This window comes from Bradyrhizobium sp. S3.7.6 (assembly GCF_054061875.1).
The window spans coordinates 2,956,370-2,976,860 of sequence record NZ_JBSSEQ010000001.1 but is presented as its reverse complement, the minus strand read 5'-3'; the positions used below and the strand labels follow the sequence as shown (position 1 = coordinate 2,976,860).

General features: G+C 61.7%; 15 protein-coding genes. 7 read left to right on the top strand and 8 right to left on the bottom strand.

Annotation, left to right across the window (positions count from 1 at the left end):
* Positions 1-13 precede the first annotated feature (13 nt).
* Together ACVJ5M_RS14025 and ACVJ5M_RS14020 are read left to right on the top strand one after the other, a co-directional pair.
* Complete coding sequence (locus ACVJ5M_RS14025; RefSeq protein ID WP_283017307.1) at positions 14-1,750, top strand: type I secretion system permease/ATPase; 1,737 nt, start codon at positions 14-16, stop codon at positions 1,748-1,750.
* A complete protein-coding gene (locus tag ACVJ5M_RS14020) occupies positions 1,747-3,219 on the top strand; it encodes an HlyD family type I secretion periplasmic adaptor subunit (protein WP_063981831.1) in 1,473 nt (490 codons plus the stop codon). Before ACVJ5M_RS14025 ends, ACVJ5M_RS14020 begins: the two co-directional genes overlap by 4 nt.
* A 55-nt stretch (positions 3,220-3,274) precedes the next feature.
* On the opposite strand, the gene ACVJ5M_RS14015 is transcribed toward ACVJ5M_RS14020, so the two are convergent.
* The 3 genes from ACVJ5M_RS14015 to ACVJ5M_RS14005 all read right to left on the bottom strand — a co-directional run bounded on the left by ACVJ5M_RS14015 (position 3,275) and on the right by ACVJ5M_RS14005 (position 7,761).
* The gene (locus tag ACVJ5M_RS14015) at positions 3,275-4,057 is read right to left on the bottom strand and encodes a helix-turn-helix transcriptional regulator (RefSeq protein WP_063986186.1); all 783 of its coding nucleotides are present in this window, start codon (positions 4,055-4,057) and stop codon (positions 3,275-3,277) included.
* A 1,096-nt stretch (positions 4,058-5,153) separates the two neighbouring features.
* The gene (locus tag ACVJ5M_RS14010) at positions 5,154-5,714 is read right to left on the bottom strand and encodes a hypothetical protein (protein ID WP_063981830.1); all 561 of its coding nucleotides are present in this window, start codon (positions 5,712-5,714) and stop codon (positions 5,154-5,156) included.
* Between the two features lie 265 nt (positions 5,715-5,979).
* Positions 5,980-7,761 carry a caspase family protein gene (locus ACVJ5M_RS14005; RefSeq protein WP_085402427.1) on the bottom strand — a complete coding sequence of 594 codons (1,782 nt, stop codon included), beginning with the start codon at positions 7,759-7,761 and terminating at the stop codon, positions 5,980-5,982.
* 211 nt (positions 7,762-7,972) lie between these two features.
* Between ACVJ5M_RS14005 and ACVJ5M_RS14000 the strand changes: the two genes are divergently transcribed.
* The 3 genes from ACVJ5M_RS14000 to ACVJ5M_RS13990 all read left to right on the top strand — a co-directional run bounded on the left by ACVJ5M_RS14000 (position 7,973) and on the right by ACVJ5M_RS13990 (position 12,131).
* Entirely contained in the window at positions 7,973-8,743 is a 771-nt protein-coding gene (locus ACVJ5M_RS14000) for a methyltransferase family protein (RefSeq protein WP_085402426.1), read from the top strand.
* A 383-nt stretch (positions 8,744-9,126) separates the two neighbouring features.
* Complete coding sequence (locus ACVJ5M_RS13995; RefSeq protein WP_231142830.1) at positions 9,127-11,004, top strand: caspase family protein; 1,878 nt, start codon at positions 9,127-9,129, stop codon at positions 11,002-11,004.
* Between the two features lie 140 nt (positions 11,005-11,144).
* Positions 11,145-12,131: an alpha/beta hydrolase family protein gene (locus tag ACVJ5M_RS13990; protein WP_063981828.1), complete on the top strand. Its 987-nt coding sequence runs from the start codon at positions 11,145-11,147 to the stop codon at positions 12,129-12,131.
* Between the two features lie 17 nt (positions 12,132-12,148).
* Here ACVJ5M_RS13990 and ACVJ5M_RS13985 read toward each other — a convergent pair whose 3' ends face one another.
* From ACVJ5M_RS13985 to ACVJ5M_RS13975, 3 genes are read right to left on the bottom strand one after another with little or no spacing between them, the layout of a single operon-like run.
* Positions 12,149-12,796, bottom strand: a complete 648-nt coding sequence (locus ACVJ5M_RS13985; RefSeq protein WP_063981827.1) for a DUF4384 domain-containing protein — start codon at positions 12,794-12,796, stop codon at positions 12,149-12,151.
* An 18-nt stretch (positions 12,797-12,814) separates the two neighbouring features.
* Positions 12,815-14,617 (bottom strand): caspase family protein, encoded by a 1,803-nt coding sequence (locus ACVJ5M_RS13980; RefSeq protein ID WP_456679342.1) that lies wholly within the window; start codon positions 14,615-14,617, stop codon positions 12,815-12,817.
* A 36-nt stretch (positions 14,618-14,653) separates the two neighbouring features.
* The gene (locus ACVJ5M_RS13975) at positions 14,654-16,378 is read right to left on the bottom strand and encodes an NHL repeat-containing protein (RefSeq protein ID WP_063981825.1); all 1,725 of its coding nucleotides are present in this window, start codon (positions 16,376-16,378) and stop codon (positions 14,654-14,656) included.
* Between the two features lie 157 nt (positions 16,379-16,535).
* On the opposite strand from ACVJ5M_RS13975, the gene ACVJ5M_RS13970 reads away from it, so the two are divergent.
* Positions 16,536-16,817, top strand: a complete 282-nt coding sequence (locus ACVJ5M_RS13970; protein ID WP_028156828.1) for a hypothetical protein — start codon at positions 16,536-16,538, stop codon at positions 16,815-16,817.
* Positions 16,818-16,915: 98 nt separating this feature from the next.
* Positions 16,916-17,899 carry a DUF4424 domain-containing protein gene (locus ACVJ5M_RS13965; protein ID WP_063981824.1) on the top strand — a complete coding sequence of 328 codons (984 nt, stop codon included), beginning with the start codon at positions 16,916-16,918 and terminating at the stop codon, positions 17,897-17,899.
* A gap of 9 nt (positions 17,900-17,908) precedes the next feature.
* On the opposite strand, the gene ACVJ5M_RS13960 is transcribed toward ACVJ5M_RS13965, so the two are convergent.
* A complete protein-coding gene (locus ACVJ5M_RS13960) occupies positions 17,909-19,717 on the bottom strand; it encodes a serine/threonine-protein kinase (protein WP_063981823.1) in 1,809 nt (602 codons plus the stop codon).
* On the bottom strand, positions 19,714-20,490 hold the full coding sequence (locus tag ACVJ5M_RS13955) for a PP2C family protein-serine/threonine phosphatase (RefSeq protein ID WP_085402425.1): 777 nt from the start codon (positions 20,488-20,490) through the stop codon (positions 19,714-19,716). The genes ACVJ5M_RS13960 and ACVJ5M_RS13955 overlap by 4 nt, the downstream gene beginning before the upstream one ends.
* Between the last annotated feature and the right edge of the window lies 1 nt (position 20,491).

The window sequence follows — 20,491 nt, the reverse complement described above, 5'->3', positions numbered from 1 at the left end:
GGCGGTGACGATCATGCTGATGCCGCCCATTCGGTTGCCTATCCTGCCGCAGATCGGGACGCCACTGCACGCGGCACTCCGGTCCTGCGCGGGACCGCTCGGTCTCGTATTCGCGTATAGCTGCAGCTACAACCTGCTCCTGTTTGCGCCCTCCATCTATCTTCTTCAGATCTACGACCGGGTGTTGTCGAGCCGGAGTGGCGACACCTTGCTCCTGCTCACGCTCATTGTCGCGATCACTGTGGTCGTCGGCGGCGTGTTCGATGCATTGCGGCGCGCCGTCCTGGGACGCCTTGGCGCCTGGCTCGACGATCGCCTTCGTCCTTGCGTGCTTTCGGCCGGCCTCGAATCGGCGCTTCGCAGCGATTGGACGCAAGCGTCGGGCGCGTATCGGGATCTCACGGTGCTGCGCCAGTTCGTCGAGTCCGGCGCATGTCCGATGCTGTTCGACGCGCTCTGGGCGCCCCTGTTCCTCCTTGTCCTCTTTCTGATCCATCCCCTGCTCGGCGTGGTGGGCGCCTGTTGCGTCGCCTTCCTGTTCGCGCTCACGGTTGCCGGAGAGCTGGTCACCGAAGACGTTCTGCTCAGATCCGGCGCCGCGCTGTCCAGAAGCTGCGGCCGCCTCCAGACTGCAGCGAGCAACATCCACATGATCCGCGCCATGGGAATGTTCGATAGCGCTGCGCGCATGATCCACCGTGACGCGCAGCACGCCCGCAGAGAGCACGATGTGGCACTCCGGCGAGGCGAGATCGTCTCGCTGGCCACCAAGCCGGTTCGCGCGCTGTCGCAGGTCTTGATCATGGGGGCTGCCGCATGGCTTGTCCTCGATCACGGGAAGAGTCCGGCCATCATCTTTGCTGCCACGCTGATGTTCAGCCGGGCGCTCGCGCCGGTCGAAAGTGCGGTCGCAGGCTGGAAATCACTCGTGACGGCCGTGAGCGCCTGTCAGCGGCTCGGCGCACTTCTCGCCGCATTCCCCGCCGCCCGGCAGCAGAGCGCGGAGGTTTCTCCGCTGCAGGCGCCAAGCGGCCTCGTCGTCGACAATGTCGGCGTGAGGCTTGCGGGGACCAGCCATCTTCTGCTGAACGGTGTCTCGTTCAGCCTCATGCCCGGAGAATGCCTTGGCATCATCGGTCCGTCCGGATCAGGCAAGTCCTTGCTCGGCCAGGTGATCGCCGGGCTGTCGATGCCAACGCATGGCCGTATCCTCCTCGACAATACCGACGTCTCGCTGCTTCGCGAGGGCCGAAGCGGCGACCGCCTCGGATATCTCCCCCAGGACATCAACCTGCTCGGCGACACGATCAACGACATCATCGCACGCCTTGAAGATGCCGACCGGCGGAAGGTCATCGAAGCGGCCAAGCTCGTCGGTATCCATGGGGCGATCATGGGCCTGCCGCTGGGGTACGACACGGTGGTTCAGAGCGAAGCAACCTTCTCGCGCGGGTATCGGCAGCGCCTCGGTCTCGCCCGCGCCTTTTTCGGCAGTCCACGCCTCGTCGTTCTCGACGAACCCAACGCCAGCCTCGACTATGGGGGCGAGCGAATGCTCCTGGATGCCATCGAGCGCATGAAGCTCGCAGGCGTCATCCTTGTCGTCGTCACCCACAGGATGGGTCTCCTCGCCGCCACGGACAAGATTGCCATCATGGAGGGCGGTGCGGTCGCCGCGTTCGGCGACAGCGAGGACATCTTTGAACGGCACCTGAGCCGACCCCAGGTTACTTCGCAGATAGCGCCATGATCTGGAACTCTCTCACCGTCTGGAAGCTTCCCGCCGTCTCGAGACTTCCCATGGTCTGGGACCAGCTCATGCGAGCGCCGGCGAGCCCGCTGCCCGCCCGGCGATCTGGCGTCGTGGTGACCGCAATCGACGATTTCGAGCCTCTGGAATTTCCATGGTGCTCGACGCCCACGCCGACCTCTCCGCGTGGAAGGCTTCGCGGTATCACCGTCGCGGGCAATCTGCTGGTGCTCTGCTTCATGCTGGGGCTTGGGACATGGGCGAGCCTCGCGCCGCTCGAGAGCGCCGCGATCGCGTCCGGCGTCGTGGAATCGGAATCGAGCCGCAAGACGATCCAGCATCTGGAAGGCGGTATCATCAGGAAGATCCTGGTTTCGGATGGCGATATCGTGCGCAGCGGCCAAACGCTGATCGAGCTGGACGACACCCGGGCCGGCTCGGAGATGCAAAGCCTCCAAGGCCAATTCTGGGATGCCGCTGCTCGTGCCGCACGGCTTCAAGCCGAGCAGCAGAGATTCGAGAGGATCGCAATCCCGGACGCGCTGGAACAGGACAGCAGGCAGAGCGAGGTGGCGGCCGCCGCGGTGTCGGCGCAGCAATTCATTTTTCAGGCACGCCTCCAGGTTCACGAGTCGCAGCTTGCGGTCATTCGCGAACGAAGGCGTCAAGTCGAGAAGGAGATCGAAGGTCTCAAGGCTCAGGAAACCGCCACCGGGCAACGGGTCGACATCGTTCGGGAGGAACTGGATATGGTCGCGACCCTCGTCAACAAGGGACTCGAACGGCGGCCACGGCTGCTGAACCTGCAGCGGGAGCTGGCCGACGTTGAGGGCCGCCGCGGCGAGATCGCCGCGCAGATTGCCCGCGCCGGGCAGGTCATCAGCGAACAGCAGGCCACCTTGTTCAAGCTCGAGAGCGAGAGGCAGAACGAGATCGCACAGTCGCTTCGTGAAGCACAGAACCAGATATTCCAACTCCGCGAGCGGTTGCTTGCGGCCAGAGATCAGCTATCGCGAACGGAGATCAAGGCGCCCGAGGACGGCGTGATAACCGATCTGCGGGTTCATACGGCCGGCGGCGTCATCGGAGCGGGCGCTCCGCTCATGGACCTGGTGCCCCGGCAAGACCGTCTCATCGTGACCGCGCGCCTGAGGCCCGAGGACATCGATGTGGTTCATCCCGGCCTCAATGCCGAGGTTCAACTCGTACCGTACAATCAGCGTCGCGTGCCTCGCCTGAAGGGAACCGTCGTGCACGTATCCGCAGACCGGCTGCTCGACAAGCGTACCGACCAGCCATACTACGCGACCAGGATCCGGATCGACGACGGACAGATCGTCGCGAACGACATCCAGATCGTCCCCGGCATGCCGGTTCAGGTGTTCATCACGACGGGGCGCGGCACCGTGGCTCTCTACGCGCTCAGGCCCCTGCTCGACAGCTTCCGTGGTGCATTCAGAGAGGACTGAAGCGCGATGAGATTGGGGTGAATCGTCATCGCGCCTTCCGGGTCCGGATCATGCATTAGGTCTCCGGCATGAGAGCCACGCCGGGGACGTGATCGCGACTCGGCGCGGGCAACCGGCCGCGCCAGCGGAGCACGGCCTCCGTGCGATTGTGCGCGGCACATTTCCTCATGATATGCTGAATGTGCATTTTGACCGTGCTTTCCGACAGGCCCAATTTGGCGGCGATCAGCTTGTTGGGCAGGCCGAGCTCCAGTTCCGCCAGAACCTGTTGCTCACGAGGCGTGAGATCGGTCACGCTCCTGTCGATAGCCACTCTGGCTCCCTCGTTCATCAGATATGCGGGCGCGAGCCCGCGCGCATCCGGCGGCTCGAAATCCGGTATCCTGTTCATCCCGGCCACAGGCAACGGCCTGTAGGCGCCGCCGACGAGAACAAGGCGCAGGCCGGCTATGGCGATCTCGATCGGTAGCGAGGTGGAAATAAAGCCGCGCACGCCCCGCTGCATCGCGGCCTGCACGGTCGGCTCGTCCTCGTGGTTTGACAGGACCACAGTGGCGGCGTTGGGACAACACTCCGCAACGAAGGCGAGATCATCCTCAACCGAGGGATCGCCGATGGGCTTGTCCGCGATACTCAGCATCACCAGACGAACATCGCGGGCTGACGTGCAGTCCAGGCCTTGGACCGATGCCATGTCAAGGATCTCAAGTTCGTCCAGCTCCCGCCTGAGGACGTGCAGAATGCATGTACGAGGCAACAGGAGCGGCTCGATGATCACCAGAACCGGCAAGTGAAGCGATTCATTGAGCCGTTTTGAAGCGTTGGTTATGTCGTGCATGATGTCCTCGAGATGAAAAGAACCTCCGCGATATTCCCATTCCGTATTGCGTCTCCCCTGCTCCTGCATTCAACCTGAATGCAGCATCACGAGAGCGGCGCAGTGCCGCCGCTAGTGCCAAATCCACTGCGGGGTCACCTGGCGCCTGGGTGGAAATTCTTTCCGCTCAAATCATTTCGACGCGCACCACGCCGTGGCGCAGTCGACGCATTCCCTCAATTGCAGATGTTTCGATACGCGGTTGACGCCGCCGACCCTGATTTGCCGTCGACGACATATGCTTCATCCTCCTTCACGAGATACAGGAACGGCCTCTCGCCAGTCTCGCCGCCTGACGCGCTTCTTCCTTTCACGCGGCCGCAAATCGTATCCACGGGGCGTCCAAACATGTTCTTTCGCATTGCGCGCTTCACGTCGCTGAGTTCGACCGTTTCCGGCCCCCTCATCTGCGTCGCGATCGCAACCTTCGCCTTGTCCAGAGCAGGGTCCGGCATTTCCGCGGGCCGTTCGGATGCCGGGACGCTGATGCTCGTCCGCGGGGACGCCGCTTTGGCAAGGTCGGTCGATCCGCGTTTCTTCGGAGATTTCGGAGATGATGTCTTGCCGGGCCTTGCCGGCGTTGCGGAACTCGATCTGACAGCCGCAGGCTCTTGCGCCAACGCCGTCGGCATTGGCTGCGCGGGTTGGGCGACAGCGAAACAGGGTCGTGACGCGCATCCGAGGAAGTACCCTCGGGAAGGCGCAAACCAGCCAAAGCCGATCAGGACTCCCGCCAGCACTCCGACAAAAAGCAGTCCCATCCGATTCCCCTCCTCCGGGAGCTCGGCTCGCACTCGTAACTAGGACTAATTCCGCGCTGGTGATCTATCTGTTGCGCAAAAGCATTAAGCGCCCATTAAGCGCGCGCCGTTGTCCGGCCCATGCCTGGATGGGCGGATTAGATCGGGCTCCAGACCCGTGCCGAAATGACCGCGCCGATTGCCACAATGTAGTCGTTTTTCTGAATTCGGCGGAGATCGCCACGCGAGGAGGACGTTCCCCCGCTTCGGACACGCGATCTGCAGGACGACGGCGACTTCGGCGGTCGGCCGACGACTTATCCGCCAAATCGCTTGATCAGCTTTGAGCCCTTGGCTGCATCGATCTGCTGGCCAGTCAAGTCGGAGCCGGCGCTCAATCCTTTCGTCATGAGGTTCTTGACGCGTTGCGCCGCCTGCTTCTCATTGGAATAGTCGATCTCGACATGATCGAGGCTCATCAGATGGCCAAGCTCGTGAGCCCAGGCGCGTCCATTGGCGTGGTCATTGCCATACCACTGGACGAAGCTTGCCGGCTCGGGTTCGCTATTGGGGTATGAACTTCCGCCGGCGGATAGATTTTCAATCGAATTGACGATGTAGATGTGGATGGCATTGTCCGGATCGTGCCGAGAGGCAAGAACACCCAGCAATCGCTGATCATTGCTGCGCGCGCTCTTTGCCATGTCGAGCGGCTTCTCCATCAAGCAATCGCTGATCACGAACGCGATCTTGGCCTTTGACCAGATCGTATTGACCACGTCGAGCGCCTTCTTGGCCGTGTCGCTGCTCCATTGCCCGGGCTCAACGACCCCCCTGTCGGCAAATGGCGTGATGTAAATCCTCAACGGAATGGGCATCAGCTTCTCCGAAGTCCGAAATTCCAATCGTGAGCGGTTTGTTTGACCCTTGTTAGCCACAACGGCGACTATGACTGAACGTGAATCGGGTCAGACGAGCATGTGCCCCTGGTGCGTGGGTCGGCCAATCCAGCTGGAAAATGTGTCGCGAAGAACCCGGAAGTCTCCGCAAGGAAAGACTGGGGCCGGGCTTACGTTCAGAATGGCCGATGCAGACTCGAACGGCATGCTTGAACACGGCGCTACACGATATCGGCTGAAATCTTCAAGGCAGGAAGAACATGAATGGCATTCCGCCGCCTTCCGGCTTGTTGCTTGCGCTGGCCTCGGGTCTTGCGGGTCTTGCAGGAGCAGCCTCCCTCTCCCTTCGTTCAAGTCTTGCGGACGGGGCCTGACGGACCTTGCGCTTCTCGCATTCATCGTCGCCATTCAGAAAGTAACCCGCAGCGCAGGCAATCTTGACACAACGATCGCCGTCGCGCTTTAGGCCGGATCCGCAAATCAAAGGACAAACCCGCGCCGCCTTGAGCTTGATCGCATCGAGCGCATCGGCGCTCGCGGTCTTGGTATCGAACTTGGTGCCGGCGCTTTGATTGAACAGCTCAAGCGAGCGCCGCGACGCCGCATCCCACTCCCCACTGGCCGATCCCGTGAGGCAGCCGACCCGGCGCAATTCGCTTTGCACCGATTTTGCCAGCTCAGCTGGCGAAGGTGGCGGCACGGGAGCCTGTGGATTGGGGAGCGCTGCCACTTTTGTGTCCGTGTTTGCCTTCGCCTCTTGCGGCTGCCCTGTTGCTGATGGTGCGGCGTTCTTCGCGGCAGGTGCCGTTTCAGCCGCGACACGCCTTTGTTCGGCTTGAGCAGCCTGATGCTGCGCGGTTTCCTTGGCGGCCTCGGCGGCGGCCCGAGCTTCCTGCGCTGCCTTCAGATCCGACGCCGCCTTGGCAAGTTGCATCTGTTGTGCGCCCTCGTTGACGAGCCGCGCCTGCTCCTGCTCGGCCTGACGCGCCTTTTCGGCCGCAGCAACACGCTTCTCCTCCGCATCGATTTTGGCGAGCTGAAGCTTTGCGAGACTTGCGTAGTAACCATCCGGATACTGGACGATGAAGAAGTTCAGTGCATCCTTGTTGCCAACCTGCAGCGCGAGCTCGTAGTCGCGCCGTATTTCGGATCGCAGCGTTGGCGATGGAGCAGCTTCCTTCGCGGCCTCCTTGGCTGGTTCTCCGGCTGGTTCCCTGGTTGGCCCCTTGGCTGTTTCCTTGGCGGGCACCAGCGGCACGTCGTCGCCGCCAAGCGTGCCGTAAACATAGGGCTCCTGCCGATTGCCCGTTGCTTTCATGACGTCATCGCGAACGAAACCGAACACCCTGCGCAAATCCAGACCCGGAGTCCCGATATATTTGACCAATGCGGCAGCGTAGGGACTGTTCTTGCTGTTGCCGTCCGACGCTGTCGAGCCAGCCTTGGCGGCGAAGGCAACCAGAGTATTCGCCGTCGCCGGCTCAATTCGGGCAAGGCCCCGGCTGATGGACCGCGAGCCGACCGTCCGTTTCATCTTTTCGGAGAAAGGATTGTTGCGGCAAGCGTCGAGGATCACAAGTCGCAGCTGCCTTGCAGGTTCAATGGCCAGCATGACGCGATCGAGCGAAAACGCCTCATCGTACACATCCGTATCGCGCTCAAGGGTGGCGTCGACCGGGATCAGGTAGTTCGTACCTTCGATCTCCATACCATGACCGGCGTAGTAGATGACGGCCACATCTGCGTCGCGAGCCTGATCGGCAAAATCGCGCAGCGTGCGCCGCATCTCGATCGCCTGAAGATCCTGGCGGGTTTGCACAACGTCAAAACCTGCGTTCTTTAGTGTCGCCTCGACAATCGCAGCGTCATTGACGGGATTCGAAAGTGGCGCCGCGTTTTTGTAGGCAGAATTGCCAATGACAAGTGCGACGCGATTCCCCGCCCATGCCGGCTGACAGAAGAAGAGCAGCAGCACAGGAAGAAGGAACAAGATTCGGCGCAAATTCACGAATCCGTGCAAACCCATGGCAGTACTACTGTTTAATTATGCGCTTTATCATTCGTGTCGCCACGACAGGTTCGGTTCAATGACAACTCGACGATCCGGAAGGTCCGCGGAATGTGGAACCGCATGGGACTGGCTGGTGTGGCCGCGCCCGGAGATGTGGCCAGCCAATTGACCTCTCCAGAGGCCTGGCGTCTAGTGAGGCAGATTTTGAGCGAGCGAGATCACTGCTGTGACTGACGCGAAGGTCGGCCAGGAGGGGACAGCCAGGAACCGGATCGCCGGCGGCGTCAATCCCTGGCTGGACTGGACCTCCAGGGTGGCCATCGTGATCGTCTATGGCGGGTCTGCTCTCATTGGCGCCGCCAGCATCCATCGCCTTCCGTTGGGCAGCGTGGACAACTTGCTCATGATCGCAGCCAGTATTGCCAACGTCCTGTTCCTCGGACTCGTTGCACTGACAACCATCACCCGGCTGGTCCCGACAATGAAGTCGAAGGGCGTTGAGATGCGGGTCTCGGCCCTGCTGGGCGCATTTCCGACCGTCGCACTCGCTTTTCTTCCGAAGGCAGAGCTCGGCCCGATCTGGTCGGCTCTGTCGACGACGTTGATCCTGGTGGGGATCTCGCTTTCTATCGTGGTACTCCGCTGGTTGAACAAATCCTTCAGCATTCTACCGGAGGCGAGGCGCCTTGTGACGGAAGGGCCTTATCGAGTCGTCCGGCATCCCCTCTACCTATGTGAGGGGATTGCGTTGGTCGGTGTCACACTTCAGGTCCTTTCACCACTTGCCGTGCTCATCGCCATCGTGGTTGCGATGATTCAGTGCCGACGAATGATCAACGAAGAGCGGATTCTAAGACTGGCCTTCCCTGAATATGACGTCTATGCCGCGGCAACGCCTTTTCTGATCCCTGCAGGTCTGATCCCCGCGAGACTCGGGCGGCGAGCTCATCAGGCCGGACCGGAGCTCTCGACCAAGGCGATCGATCCGCACGCCTGACACCGCTCTTCACGTCTCCTCGATGTGCGGCTCAGCGGAACTCGAGTTCGAACCAAGCCGGAGGCCTTGTGCCGCGCTGCCACGAGCAGCCCCCAGAAAAATAACCGTTTTATATCAATATCTTATTTTGTGATCGCGCCCTCAGCAGAGCACTGGCGGGCGCCTATCATCCACATGAATCGGCGGACAGCGCCCGGCGCAATATCTTCCATGCCTTTTGAACGCGTCCGCATTTCGCAACAACACATAGGAATGGATCGGGCTCGAGTTTGGTACTGTATGCAGATAGGCAGCCGCCGGTAGCGTACGAATTCCAAAAGTCATTTCTTATGCGGCCATCTTCGCGACGTCACCATTCTACGGGCATAGGTTGGGTGTTCGCCATGAGAGTGTACAGGCACCTTCGAGTTTTGCTTCTTCTCGCCGCTTCGCTGTTCCTGGCCTGTCAGCCAGCCTGGGCGACAAAGCGCGTGGCTTTGGTGGTCGGCAATGCCAACTATCAAAACGCCCCTCTGCTCCCAAACCCGGCCAACGACGCTGCGGCCATCACCGCAACCTTGAAGGGGGCAGGTTTCGATGTGGTTGACTCAAGACTTAACCTCGCCGCGACCGATATGCGGCGGGCCTTGAGAGAATTCGCCGATCAGGCCCGCAATGCCGACATAGCCCTGGTGTACTACGCTGGCCACGGTATCGAGATCGACGGGACAAACTATCTGATCCCGACCGACGCCAGACTCGAACGTGACACGGACATCTATGACGAAGCATTCTCGCTCGACCGCGTCCTGCTGGCGATTGAGCCTGCGAGGCAACTACGCGTGGTGATCGTCGACGCGTGCCGCAACAATCCGTTTGCCGACTCGATGAAACGTACAGTTGCCTCGCGATCGATCAGCCGCGGACTGGCCAGGGTCGAGCCCACCGTCTCCAACACGCTGATCGCGTTTGCCGCGAAAGCGGGACTGACCGCACTCGATGGCAACAGCCAGAATAGTCCGTACGCGACGGCTCTCGTGAAGTACATCGCAAAGCCGGGGCTCGACTTGCGAAGGGCTTTCGGCTTCGTCCGCGACGATGTCTTGCAAGCCACGGGCAACCGACAGGAGCCCTATGTCTACGGCTCGCTCGGCGGCGAAGACGTTGCGCTTGTTCCGGCTACCAAGGCCGAGGAGCCGGTACAGGCGGCCAACCCCCAGTCGGAAATTCGACGTGATTACGAATTGGCCTTGCAGCTCCGCAACAAGCCTGCTCTGAACGCGTTCCTGACCCAACATCCGGACGGATACTACTCAAATCTGGCCAAGCTGCAGCTCAATCAGCTCGACGCCGAGGACGCACGTGTCGCGGCCACGGCGAAAGCGCAGGAGGCCGAGCAGCAGCGAGCTCGCCTGATGTCCCAGGGCGCCCAGCGTGCCGACCAGGAGAAGGCGGCCGCGGAGCTGAAGGCTGCGGAAGAGGCCCGGATTGCGGCCGAGAAGACGAAGCAAGCGGCGCAGGAGCAAGCCGCCGAGGCGGAACGGAAACGTATTGCGTCCGAATCTACAATCGTCGCTGCACTCTCCGGGAATAAGCCGGCTGTTGAGAGTACCGTCGCGGATAACCCAGCGGCCGCTACGCCCGCTGAGGACAGCAAGACGCCCAAGCTTGCCGCGCTGAGCGACGAGCCGCGCCAGACCGATATCGCAAAGGCCGATCTCTCCAAGTCCGTAGATATCGCCAAGTCTGTACAAGGCGAATTGAGCCGCGTCGGCTGCTTCACCGGCGCCGTCAATGGCCAATGGAATGCGGCCTCACAGCGCTCGTTGGCTCTCTTCAACCAGCACGCGGGAACCAAATTCGACGCCAAGCTCGCAAGTCTCGACGCGCTTGACGCAATCAAGCTCAAGCCGTCCCGGGTCTGTCCCCTGATCTGTGATCATGGCTACAAGGCCGACGGTGACCAGTGCAGCAGGATCACCTGTGCCGAGGGTTCGTTCCTCAACGACGACAATGAATGCGAGAAGCGACGCGGGAAGAAACCGGTCGCAAAGCGCAACACGGACGAGCGTCCGTCACGTGCGGATCGTTCGGCCCGCGAGAGGCCGGCGCCGGCAGCCGACGTTCCGCGGCGACAAGCAACTGCGAGGTCCGGCGGCGGCGGTGGTCAGGTCGTTTGCGATCAATCTCTGTGCCGTCAGGTCCGTAGTGGCTGCCACCTCGAATACCGTGGCGGCGGCGGCCCCGGGGGCAACGTGGGTAATGTCGAGTCCTGCAACTAGCAACGCGCAAGGCTGCCACGGCGTCATGGAAGGCCAGGAGGCCGCGCGGATCTTGGTGTCGAGAAGGTGTGACGGGCGGCAGAGCTTAACACTGGGTCATCCAGGTCCGTGCCTGGATTGGCCGAAGCGGAGCGACCTGCGTGGTTGCGTGTGAGCTTGAGCAAAAGGACGCCAACGCCTTTCCCGGGGTGACGCTCTTCACGAAGCGGCAGGCCCCCGGCATGAAGCCGACGGCGGTTTATCTTCCGCCAAAGCACCCAACAGCTGCCACCAAGTTCGATGTCGTGATCTGGCTTCACGGCTTCTATGTCAAAAACCATGAATTCCTCTTCCACAGCGATCCAGCGCGGCTGCGCGAACAGGTCCGGGATTCCGGCAAGGACGTAGTGCTTATCGCGCCGTTCCTGGGCTACGAATATGCCGTTGGCGACACCTTTGCCGGAAACTACAGCGTGTCTGACCTGGCAACCGCGAACTGGGGCGAACGCTATCTCGAGGAGATCCTTGGAGCTCTTGCCAGGTTCCTGGGTCTCTCCTCGACGTCCATTCCTCAGCTCCAGATCGGCAAGCTCATCATCGCATGCCACTCCGGCGGTGGTAACGGCATGCGCAACCTCGTCGGGAGCCTTGGAAAGTATCAGGGCAAGCTGACGGCCTGTTGGGGATTTGACTGCCTCTACGGTGCCAATGCGCGGCCCGATGATGCGACCTTCTGGTACCAATGGTTGTCCGGACAGAGCGGCCGGGCGCTCGAGATCGTGTATGGTCCATCAACTCTGCCGCAATCGGTGAAGCTGGACCTGATCGGGCGTGGGCTGGCGACGACCGATGGCAATCAAACTCAGCCTCAGCGCCCTGCCCTCAAGAACCTCAGCGTAAGCTTGGGTCATTACGATCTATTCCCGGCATTTGGCCAGATGGTCAGGGTCAACGATCTTGACCCGGCTTTCGTGGATCGCTTCATGATACCGCAGGTCGCGGACCAGCCGCGGCATAAGCCAGCGCCGCAGCGCGGGGAATTCCTCCAGCACGCAATTTCCAACGTTCGCAGCGCTTTTCCCTTTCCAAAGGACATTCATTACATGATCGCCCGGGGTGGCTTCTTCAGCCGACTGAGCAAGCTATAACCCAAGCTTCACAGGGCTCACTTGATGGAATAGGATTTGACGTCGAACGACCAATTGTTCGTCACCAGCTTTCCGCTGCTGTTGTCCGGCACGCGCAACTCGCTGGTCCAGGCCGATAGATAGCTCAATGCGTCGGCCTGACCTTCCAGCTTGCGGGGCATGTCCGGCAAATCGAGCAACTGCACGCGTCGCTCGCTCAGGATGGCGATCATCACTGCGGACCCTGTTGGCGGTGCGACGACGTATTCAAAACCACGCTGTCGCGCCGCCGGGGCAGGAACAACAAATTCGACACCCGGCTTGACGAGATTGATGTCGCGTTCGTTCGACTGCGCCAATAGCTCGGGGGTCGGAAAGATCTGGGACATCCGCCCTTCCGCGTCGACGTCGACCAAAATGAGATATCCAGTCTTCCTGGCTGTAACGCCGAACGAGACCTTGCCGCCGACGTTGACGGTCTGGCTCGGCAGGATCTGAAGGGACACACTCGCGGTATTGGTCTGCCCGCGCACCGCTTGTACCGGCCAAAGCCAACGTGCGTACGTCGTGCCGACATGCAACGACGCCGTCGGCAATGGTGCTGCGGGCGCAGCTCCGCTACCCGCCAGTAGCAGCAGGAATGCGAGCCATGGTCGCGCCTGGCGGATCGGCCGAGATGACGGCATGGCCTGCTCCCCTAAGAGTCAGGGGGCACTGAAGAAGCCGATCGAGGCGATTCGCGCGTCTGCGGGCAAGTAACGCTCGAGACTCTTGATCACTTGCCCCGAGGCGCGACGCCGGTTGAACTGCATTAGGGCTGTCTCAAGATCTACCATGCGTTGCTGCGAGGTCACCGCAACGATCTGTTCCGCACCGAACGGCTCGCCGACCCTGAGCGGTAAGCGCAAACTCGCCGATCGGGCCAGCGCCGCATCAGAACCCACCGGATACAACAATTGGATGGTGCCATCGCCAGACACATTGAACAGCAGCACCGCCCTTGACGCCACATCAGACAGGTCAACTTCGACAGTCTGGCCAGCACGCTGTTGGCGATCGTCTGGCCAGATGCGCATGATCTGCGGCGACCGGGTCGCAATGCGTTTCAGTTCACGAATTGCCGCTGTCCGATCGACTACCGTCGGCAAGTTCGCAACGTCGATCCCGTAGGCGACCACGTCGCCCCACGCGATCACGTCGTGCGACACGGGATCCCAGATCAGGTCGGGATTGTCCGTCGGTTGAACCGCCTGCACGGGAACATCCTTTGGCTTCACGCTTGCAAAATAGCTTGTCTTGCCGTCGAGCGCCGCCAGCCGGATTGGTGCAGCGAGGCGGAGAGGCCCCGGCGCGTCGCCGGTCGGAAGTTCCTTGGTCGCCGCCGCGGCAAGGGTCGGAGTGGTTGGTGCCTTGGCCGTGACAGCCGGTGGCGCGGGCGCCTGTCCCTCGACGGCCCCCCCGGATCCGGCCGGACCAGAGGCAGCTCTCGCGGCCGGCCCCTGAATCAGCACGACACCGCGCGTCAATTCGAAGGCGACGTCGGTATCCGGCGTCTGAGGCGGCGATGATATGGTCACGATGTTCTGGCGCTGGTCCGAGAGCTGATAGACCACCTGTCGAACATTGCTGAAGAGCTCCTTGAGCGTCACCTTCCCATCGTGATTGATGTCTGCGCTCCCCTCCACCGCCCGCGCGACCGCATAGCTGAGAGCCCCGCGCAAGCCATCGATGCCAGGGATGCGGACTTCCGGCGCCTTGGTGTAGCGGTCCACCGCAGCCAGGAACGCCGTGTGGTCAAGATCGAGTTCTGACTTCGGATCGTTGCTGTCCGACACCGGCTTCAGTTCGTCGACCAGCAACGTGTAACGCGGGACCTGCCGGAAGCTCATCTCAGCGGCACGCGGATCGATATCGCGCACCATACCGCCACCGTGGCAGGTATCAGCCACGAAGATCACCCTCGCCCCGCGCAGCTCGAACTGCCGGATGAAATGGTTGAACTCACTGCCCAGAACACGTTCAACCGACCCGGTTGGCGTGGTTTCAAAGCCTGGCAGCAAGAACACGTTTTCCATTCCGTCCGGCTCCGAGCCCTTGACGCGCTCCGGCTCCTGGGTGCCATGACCGGCGATCGACAGAAAGATGAGGTCGTTGTTCTTGGTCCGCTCCACCAGTGCACTGATCTCGCGCAGGACGCTTGCCCTGTCGGCCTGGGCGTTCGTCAGTACGACGACGTCGCCAACCCCCATGTTTTTCAAGCTGGTCACGATGTCAGTGGCGTCAGCGACCGCGCCCTTCAATTTCCGCACGTGCTGATAGTCATCGATCCCGATCACGAGCGCGCGCACCGCCGCCCCGTCCGGATTGCTGATCGACAGTCCTCCTGCCGCATATGCGTGAGGGGTTATCAGCCCGATCAACGCAGCGAGCCCGATGGTGGCGCATAGCTGCCTGATCACGCAATAAAATCCTCTGGGCATCCGCATCGTGATCCACCTCGACATCATGCCTACCCATTTTGTAGCTCTGGCGACACACCGGGTTCAGCGCCTTTTGCTTGCCGTTTTGCGGCCCGCCGGCGATTGTTCGGTCTCCTGATAGGCGCTCGCTGAAACTGCCGTCTGATCGTCCGCGAAGGCTCGAAAGCGGACCGGAACGTAGCCGCGCGAAAGCAGGCTCGCCAACGGGTAGACGTTGCGGCAGACGCGGCCGTTGCAGCCGCCGGTCGAGGATTCCATCACCTCGGCCTTGCGATCGGGCGTGAACCGCAGGAACAACATCACGTGCGAGCCCGGCTTGTTCAGCGCATCGCCCGGCCTCAGGTCCCAGGGATTTGCCACGGGGGCTGCGATCGCGGGGATAGCGGCAGTCGTGTAGTGGACGGACAGCCCCCACGCGGCGCTGACGAAGGCCGAACAGTCGACGCCAGCCACATCCGGCCGTGGCGCATTGCGAGTGCACACATTGCCAGCCAGCGTTCCGCTCTCGATCCGCTGCCGGAAGTTCGCGAGCGAACCGTGGCAGCCCCAGCAATAGGGTACGCCGCGGACCTCCTGATTCACCTTTCCCTGCAGATACCACGGCCGACGAACACGGCTGAAGCCGCTGCATTGGCTGTCGGGATCGTTGCCGTAATTCGCCTGCGTCAGCTTCCACTGGATGCCCTCGAACGCAAACGCTGTCTCGATCGCCTGCTGGCGATTGGACGGTCTCACGGCGGCCGACGCGTCAAATTTGACGCCGGATTGCGGTGCCGGCGCGGCTGCCGTTCGCGACGGCCGCACGTCGATAATCGAAGCGTTGGTCAGAGGCCTGAAGCCCACGCCGACCACTTCAATACCGTCCGGTTTGGTCCGCAGGAAATAGACATCGCCATCGCCCGAAACCGTTACGAATCGCCGGGTCAGCGGCGTGTTTTCCAAAGGAAGCTCATAGATTCCTTCGAGACGGCCGTTCGCGGCATAGCGTGCGACGAACGTAGAGGCATTCTTTCCCGATGGCGGGACGTCCTCCGCCAACACATAGAAGCGGTCACTGTTGTCAATCTCGAGAAACTCTACCGTGCCGAGCTGGTTGCGCACCCGCAGGCCGAGCTGGCCGATCGTCTCGTTGGTGACCATGGTCTGGATTTCGACCCGTACGCTGGCATTGCCCTTGTCCGGAATGATGTCGGCGATCACCGAGCCCTTGCTTCGAGTAGCAACATATTGCCGGTCGGGCTGCCGCGTCGTCTTGATGATGGCCGCGCGGGTGTTCTGGTCGAGCAGGTCGGTCGCGCTGCCTGGCGCCTGTGATCCCATCTGGGCAAAAGCGGAGACGGCGACCTGGTCGTCCGTGCCGCGGCTCGAGACCTCTTCAAGCTGGATCACATCACCACCGAGGCCGCGCGTGGATTGCCCCGGCGCCGCCTTCAGCGTCCGTACGCCGCCGTCCCAAACCATGATGTCGTCGTTGTGGACGACGAGATCCGTCGGCTGGACGTCTTTCGGCATATTGAGGACGTCAGGATCCGAGCTCGGCTGTTTCGGATCAAATTGGAGGATGCGACCGTTGATCTGATCGAGCACAAACAGGTTGCCCTGCCCATCGGCGCTGAGTGCTTGCGGTCCCGCGAGTTCCACGTCCTCGCTGGCCGGGACGATGCCGACCATGGAAGCAGCCGAACCGCCGGCAAAGCTGCGTACAACGGTATCGTCGGCGTACGCCTTGGTTCCAAGAATGCCAGCGCCAACAATGAAGACCCAGATCCAATGATTTGGACGAAGCATGTTCGCCTCAATGTACCCCGAACCGATCGCCGCGTCGGATCGACTAATCCGAGATGCCGTTGATGCGGCGCGTCAATTAGTGGTGAGCAATCTCAATCACGTTCAATCTATCACTGGACGGTGATAGTCCGAATGTCTTCAGCTTGCGGTGCAAAACATGGCCCGGAATAGATTTGAGCAGGTGAGCGAAGTCCAGCCCGACGCGATCACGCTTGTCCTGAAACGCGACAATGACGGCATCTCCGGATCGATCGTGCTGCCGGCCGCCGCGAGCGGGGGACGGCTGACCACCGACCAGGTCAGCGCGCAGTTGCCGGCTCAGGATGCTTTTCGCGGCGCGATCCGGCTGGCAAACGACGTAAAGCTCGCGCTCGTAGTGTGCGATCCAGACGGGGTCTGGAAGTCCGAGTGGGGCGATCTTTATCAGCCGATCGATTGACCCGCATCGGATGGAACCAGCATATGCTGCGACGCCGCATCGAGACTAGCTTGTCGAACGGACCCTCCCCCCGACCATCGTTCCGGATACGGGCCTTGATGGTCGCGCTGCTGGTTGCGACGGGCTGGCCGGCACGCGCCAACGACTCGGCTGCGGAATTGTCGATCGGCGGGCTCCAGTTCGTGCGCACCAATGACGTGGCCATGGAGAGCGAGAACCTTCGTATCGCGCTCGACAGGATTAGCGTTCGCTACCAATTCGCCAACGTCACCGCCAGGCCGGTCACGCTTACCGTTGCCTTTCCGCTGCCCGACATCGACCTGTCGGAGGCTGAGAACATCGCACTGCCGTCAAATGATCCGATCAACTTCGTCGACTTCGAGACCAAGGTCGATGGCAGCCCGGCGCCGCTGACCGTCGATCAGCGCGCCATGGTCGGCAACAGGGATGTCGGTGCCCTGCTCCGCGAACTCAAGTTGCCGCTGCTGCCGATTGGTAGCCGCGAGATCCGGGTGAACGACCTGCCCGAGGCGACCCGGGCCCGGCTCGTGGACGACGGACTTCTGATACCTGCGGGAAAGAGCGACAACGGCCGGCAGCAATATGCGCCGGGTTGGGTTATCAAGACCTCGGCCGTGCGCCAGCAGGTGTTTCCGCCCATGCGCACCGTCTTGGTCGAACACCAGTACCGGCCGAGCGTCGGCTCCAGTCCCGACACCATCCTGCGCTCGAGCCTCCGCCGCAGCGGCGCACTCGCTCAGGAAGTCGCCCGTTACCGGAAAGAGTACTGCGTCCAGGATACGTTCCTCGCCGAACTCGACAAGCGCGCGGGCAGTAACCAAACCAACAGCGCGAAGCTGCAGGAGCGGCGCATTTCGTATGTGCTCAAGACCGGCGCGAATTGGGCCGGGCCGATCCGCTCGTTCAAACTGACTATCGACCCAGGCGGCAGCGACCGCTTGGTGAGCTTCTGTCCCGGGCGGCTAAAGGCATCGTCTGCTACTGGAAACATGCTTGAATATACAGCAAGCGACTTCAAGCCGGATGCCGACCTGAAAATCCTGGTGATCGGAACATTCTGAGCGTGCCGGTCAATTGGTGAGCAGCACGTAGCGCGCGGCCGCGATGACGGTCACCTTGTTGCGCTGAGCCTCGCTTAGCGCCTGCAGAAAGAACGTGTCGGCAGCCATCGGTCGCGGCTGGCGCAATGAGTCCAGAACCTGCGGAACCGCCACGACCAACAGCAATTGCGGACCGCTCGCGCGCGCTGTCGGGAGCGTAAACGAAAGTGAGTCGATGCCCGGCTTCAGAAGGTAGGAGAGGCTCTGGACTTCGCCGCGATCTGACACCATGAGCAGCTCGACCACGCGGTTGGCAAAGTTCTCAATGGTCCCATTGAGGGTTTCGCCGCCCTTCAGCTCTGTCGCTGACAGGGTGATGCGTGGCATTCGCGCCTGATCGCTCCCGACCTGACTCAAGAACTTGACGGCAGGGCATTGCGCCTGGGTCACTTGCCTGACGCCGACCGAAGCTTCGAAACCCTGCTCACGCCGAAACGCTTTGTCGAAGGTGTCGAATGGGGCGGTCGAGGCACCGAACCCTTCGATGACAGCCGCATTTGGGCTCACAGCAATCGGCAAGACAAAGAAGCAGTCACCGCCAGAATATTGGGCCACGTATTTGCGGATGCGCTCAGCTCGCCCCGGCCCATCGAGCGCCGGAGACGGCGTTGCCGTCGGCTGCGCGGACAACTTCTCTGTCTCTTGGCGTCCGGGCTGTGGTCCAGCGGGCTCGACCTTCGGCGGCACCATTGTTCCAGCGAGTTTCGGAGGTGGCGGCAAAACCGCTGTGCCGGGCGCTGACCAGACCAGCTTGTAGAAGGCATATCCGCCACCGCCGACCAGCAGCAACAATGCCGCCACGCCCGCCCCCAGCCAGAGGCCGCGCGCGCTCCGCGCGGTCGACGGCATCCTGTCCTGCGACGCCGGCGCCGCGCTTTCCGGCCGCCGTAGCGGATCGAAGCCATATAACGGCGCGGCCGGTGTCTGGGCCGAACCGGTTGGCGTCCAGTTGGCGACCTCCCCCATGGTCGGGCGCAATGCCGGATCAGGCTGCAGCATCCGCTCCAGCAAAGGCCGGATTCGCATATCCACCGCACCGAGATCGGGCATACGCCGTCGCTTCTCCACCAGTTGAAACTGGCTGCCGCCCATGTCGAGTTTCTGCCCGGTCAGCGCATGGAACAGCACAAGACCGAAGCTGTAGACATCGGATTTCGCAGTCACGTCATTGCCGTACAACCCAACCTGTTCCGGCGATGCGTAATTGTCCTTGCCGGCGAAGCCCGAGCCGATGATGGTCTTGTCACCCATCTGGGTCGACCGCGCGATGCCGAAGTCGATGATCTTGGCCCGCCTGACGTCGTCGAGCGGAACGATGATGTTGTCCGGAGAAACGTCACGATGGATGATGCCGTGCTCATGGGCGGCCTCCAGTCCCGATGCGACGCGCTGCATCAGCCTGATCAGCGCCTCGAAGGCCAACGGCCCATCATCGAGCATGTTAGAGAGCGAGCGGCCATTCACGAATTCCATCGCGAGATAAGGTCGCTGCAGCACCGGCTCCACGGTAAACAGGAAGTAGCGAACGATCGCGTCATGCGGAAGATTGTGGAGTGCCGCGGCCTCTCGACGGAACAGCGCGAGCGCCGCCTCGTTGTCAACCATGTCGGGCAGCAGCATTTTCACCGCAACAGGCGATCCAGTCTGGATCTCACGGCATTTGTACACCTCACCCATGCCGCCCGCGCCGATCACCGCTTCGATCTCGTAAATGCCGTTGAGACGCGTGCCGGGCGGCACGCCGTGATAGGACGATCGGAACGGATCGTTCGGGGTCATGGTTGCGGCTCCCGATTGAGCGGAGATCTTGTCGCCTCCTGAGATCGTGGCGTCAGCAGTCGCACGATCACAATCGTCACGTTGTCGAGCCCGCCACGATCAAGAGCCAGCGCGAGCATGTCATGGCAAGCCGCCTGGGCGCGTCGCGTAGCCGCGTGCTGCAGGATCTCGTCGTCCTGCACGTGCCTGGTCAGGCCATCGCTGCAGATCACGAAGATATCCTCCGGCTCGGCCGGGCCTGTCACCACCTCAAATTCCGGATCATCGGCGACACCGACGGCACGAGTAATGGCATTGCTCGGCCAATCATTCACGTCTTCGCGCGAAAGCGCACCTTCGGCGATCAGTTCCTCCAGTTCGCTGTGATCATGCGACACTTGGCTAATTGCGCCACGACTGATCAGGTAGACCCGGCTGTCACCCGCCCATATGCAGGCATAGTAGCTATCGCGAACGAGCAGAACCGCCGCTGTGGTCCCGACGGTGGCCCCCTGTCGTTCATGACTTAGCGCCAGTATCTGCTGGTTTGCGCTGAACAGCCGTTCCTCGCATTCCGCCAGCAGGTCTGCGGCTGATTCTGGCGTGCCGATCGCGTCAAGCGACTGCACGACAATGCGACTGGCGAGATCGCCGGCCTCGTGACCACCCATACCGTCGGCGACCGCCCAAAGGCCGACGTCGGTTCGTACCAAACATGAATCCTCGTTCCGCTCCCGCACCCGTCCGGCATGGGTGACGCTACCAACATCGAACAAGGATGGAATATGCACCATC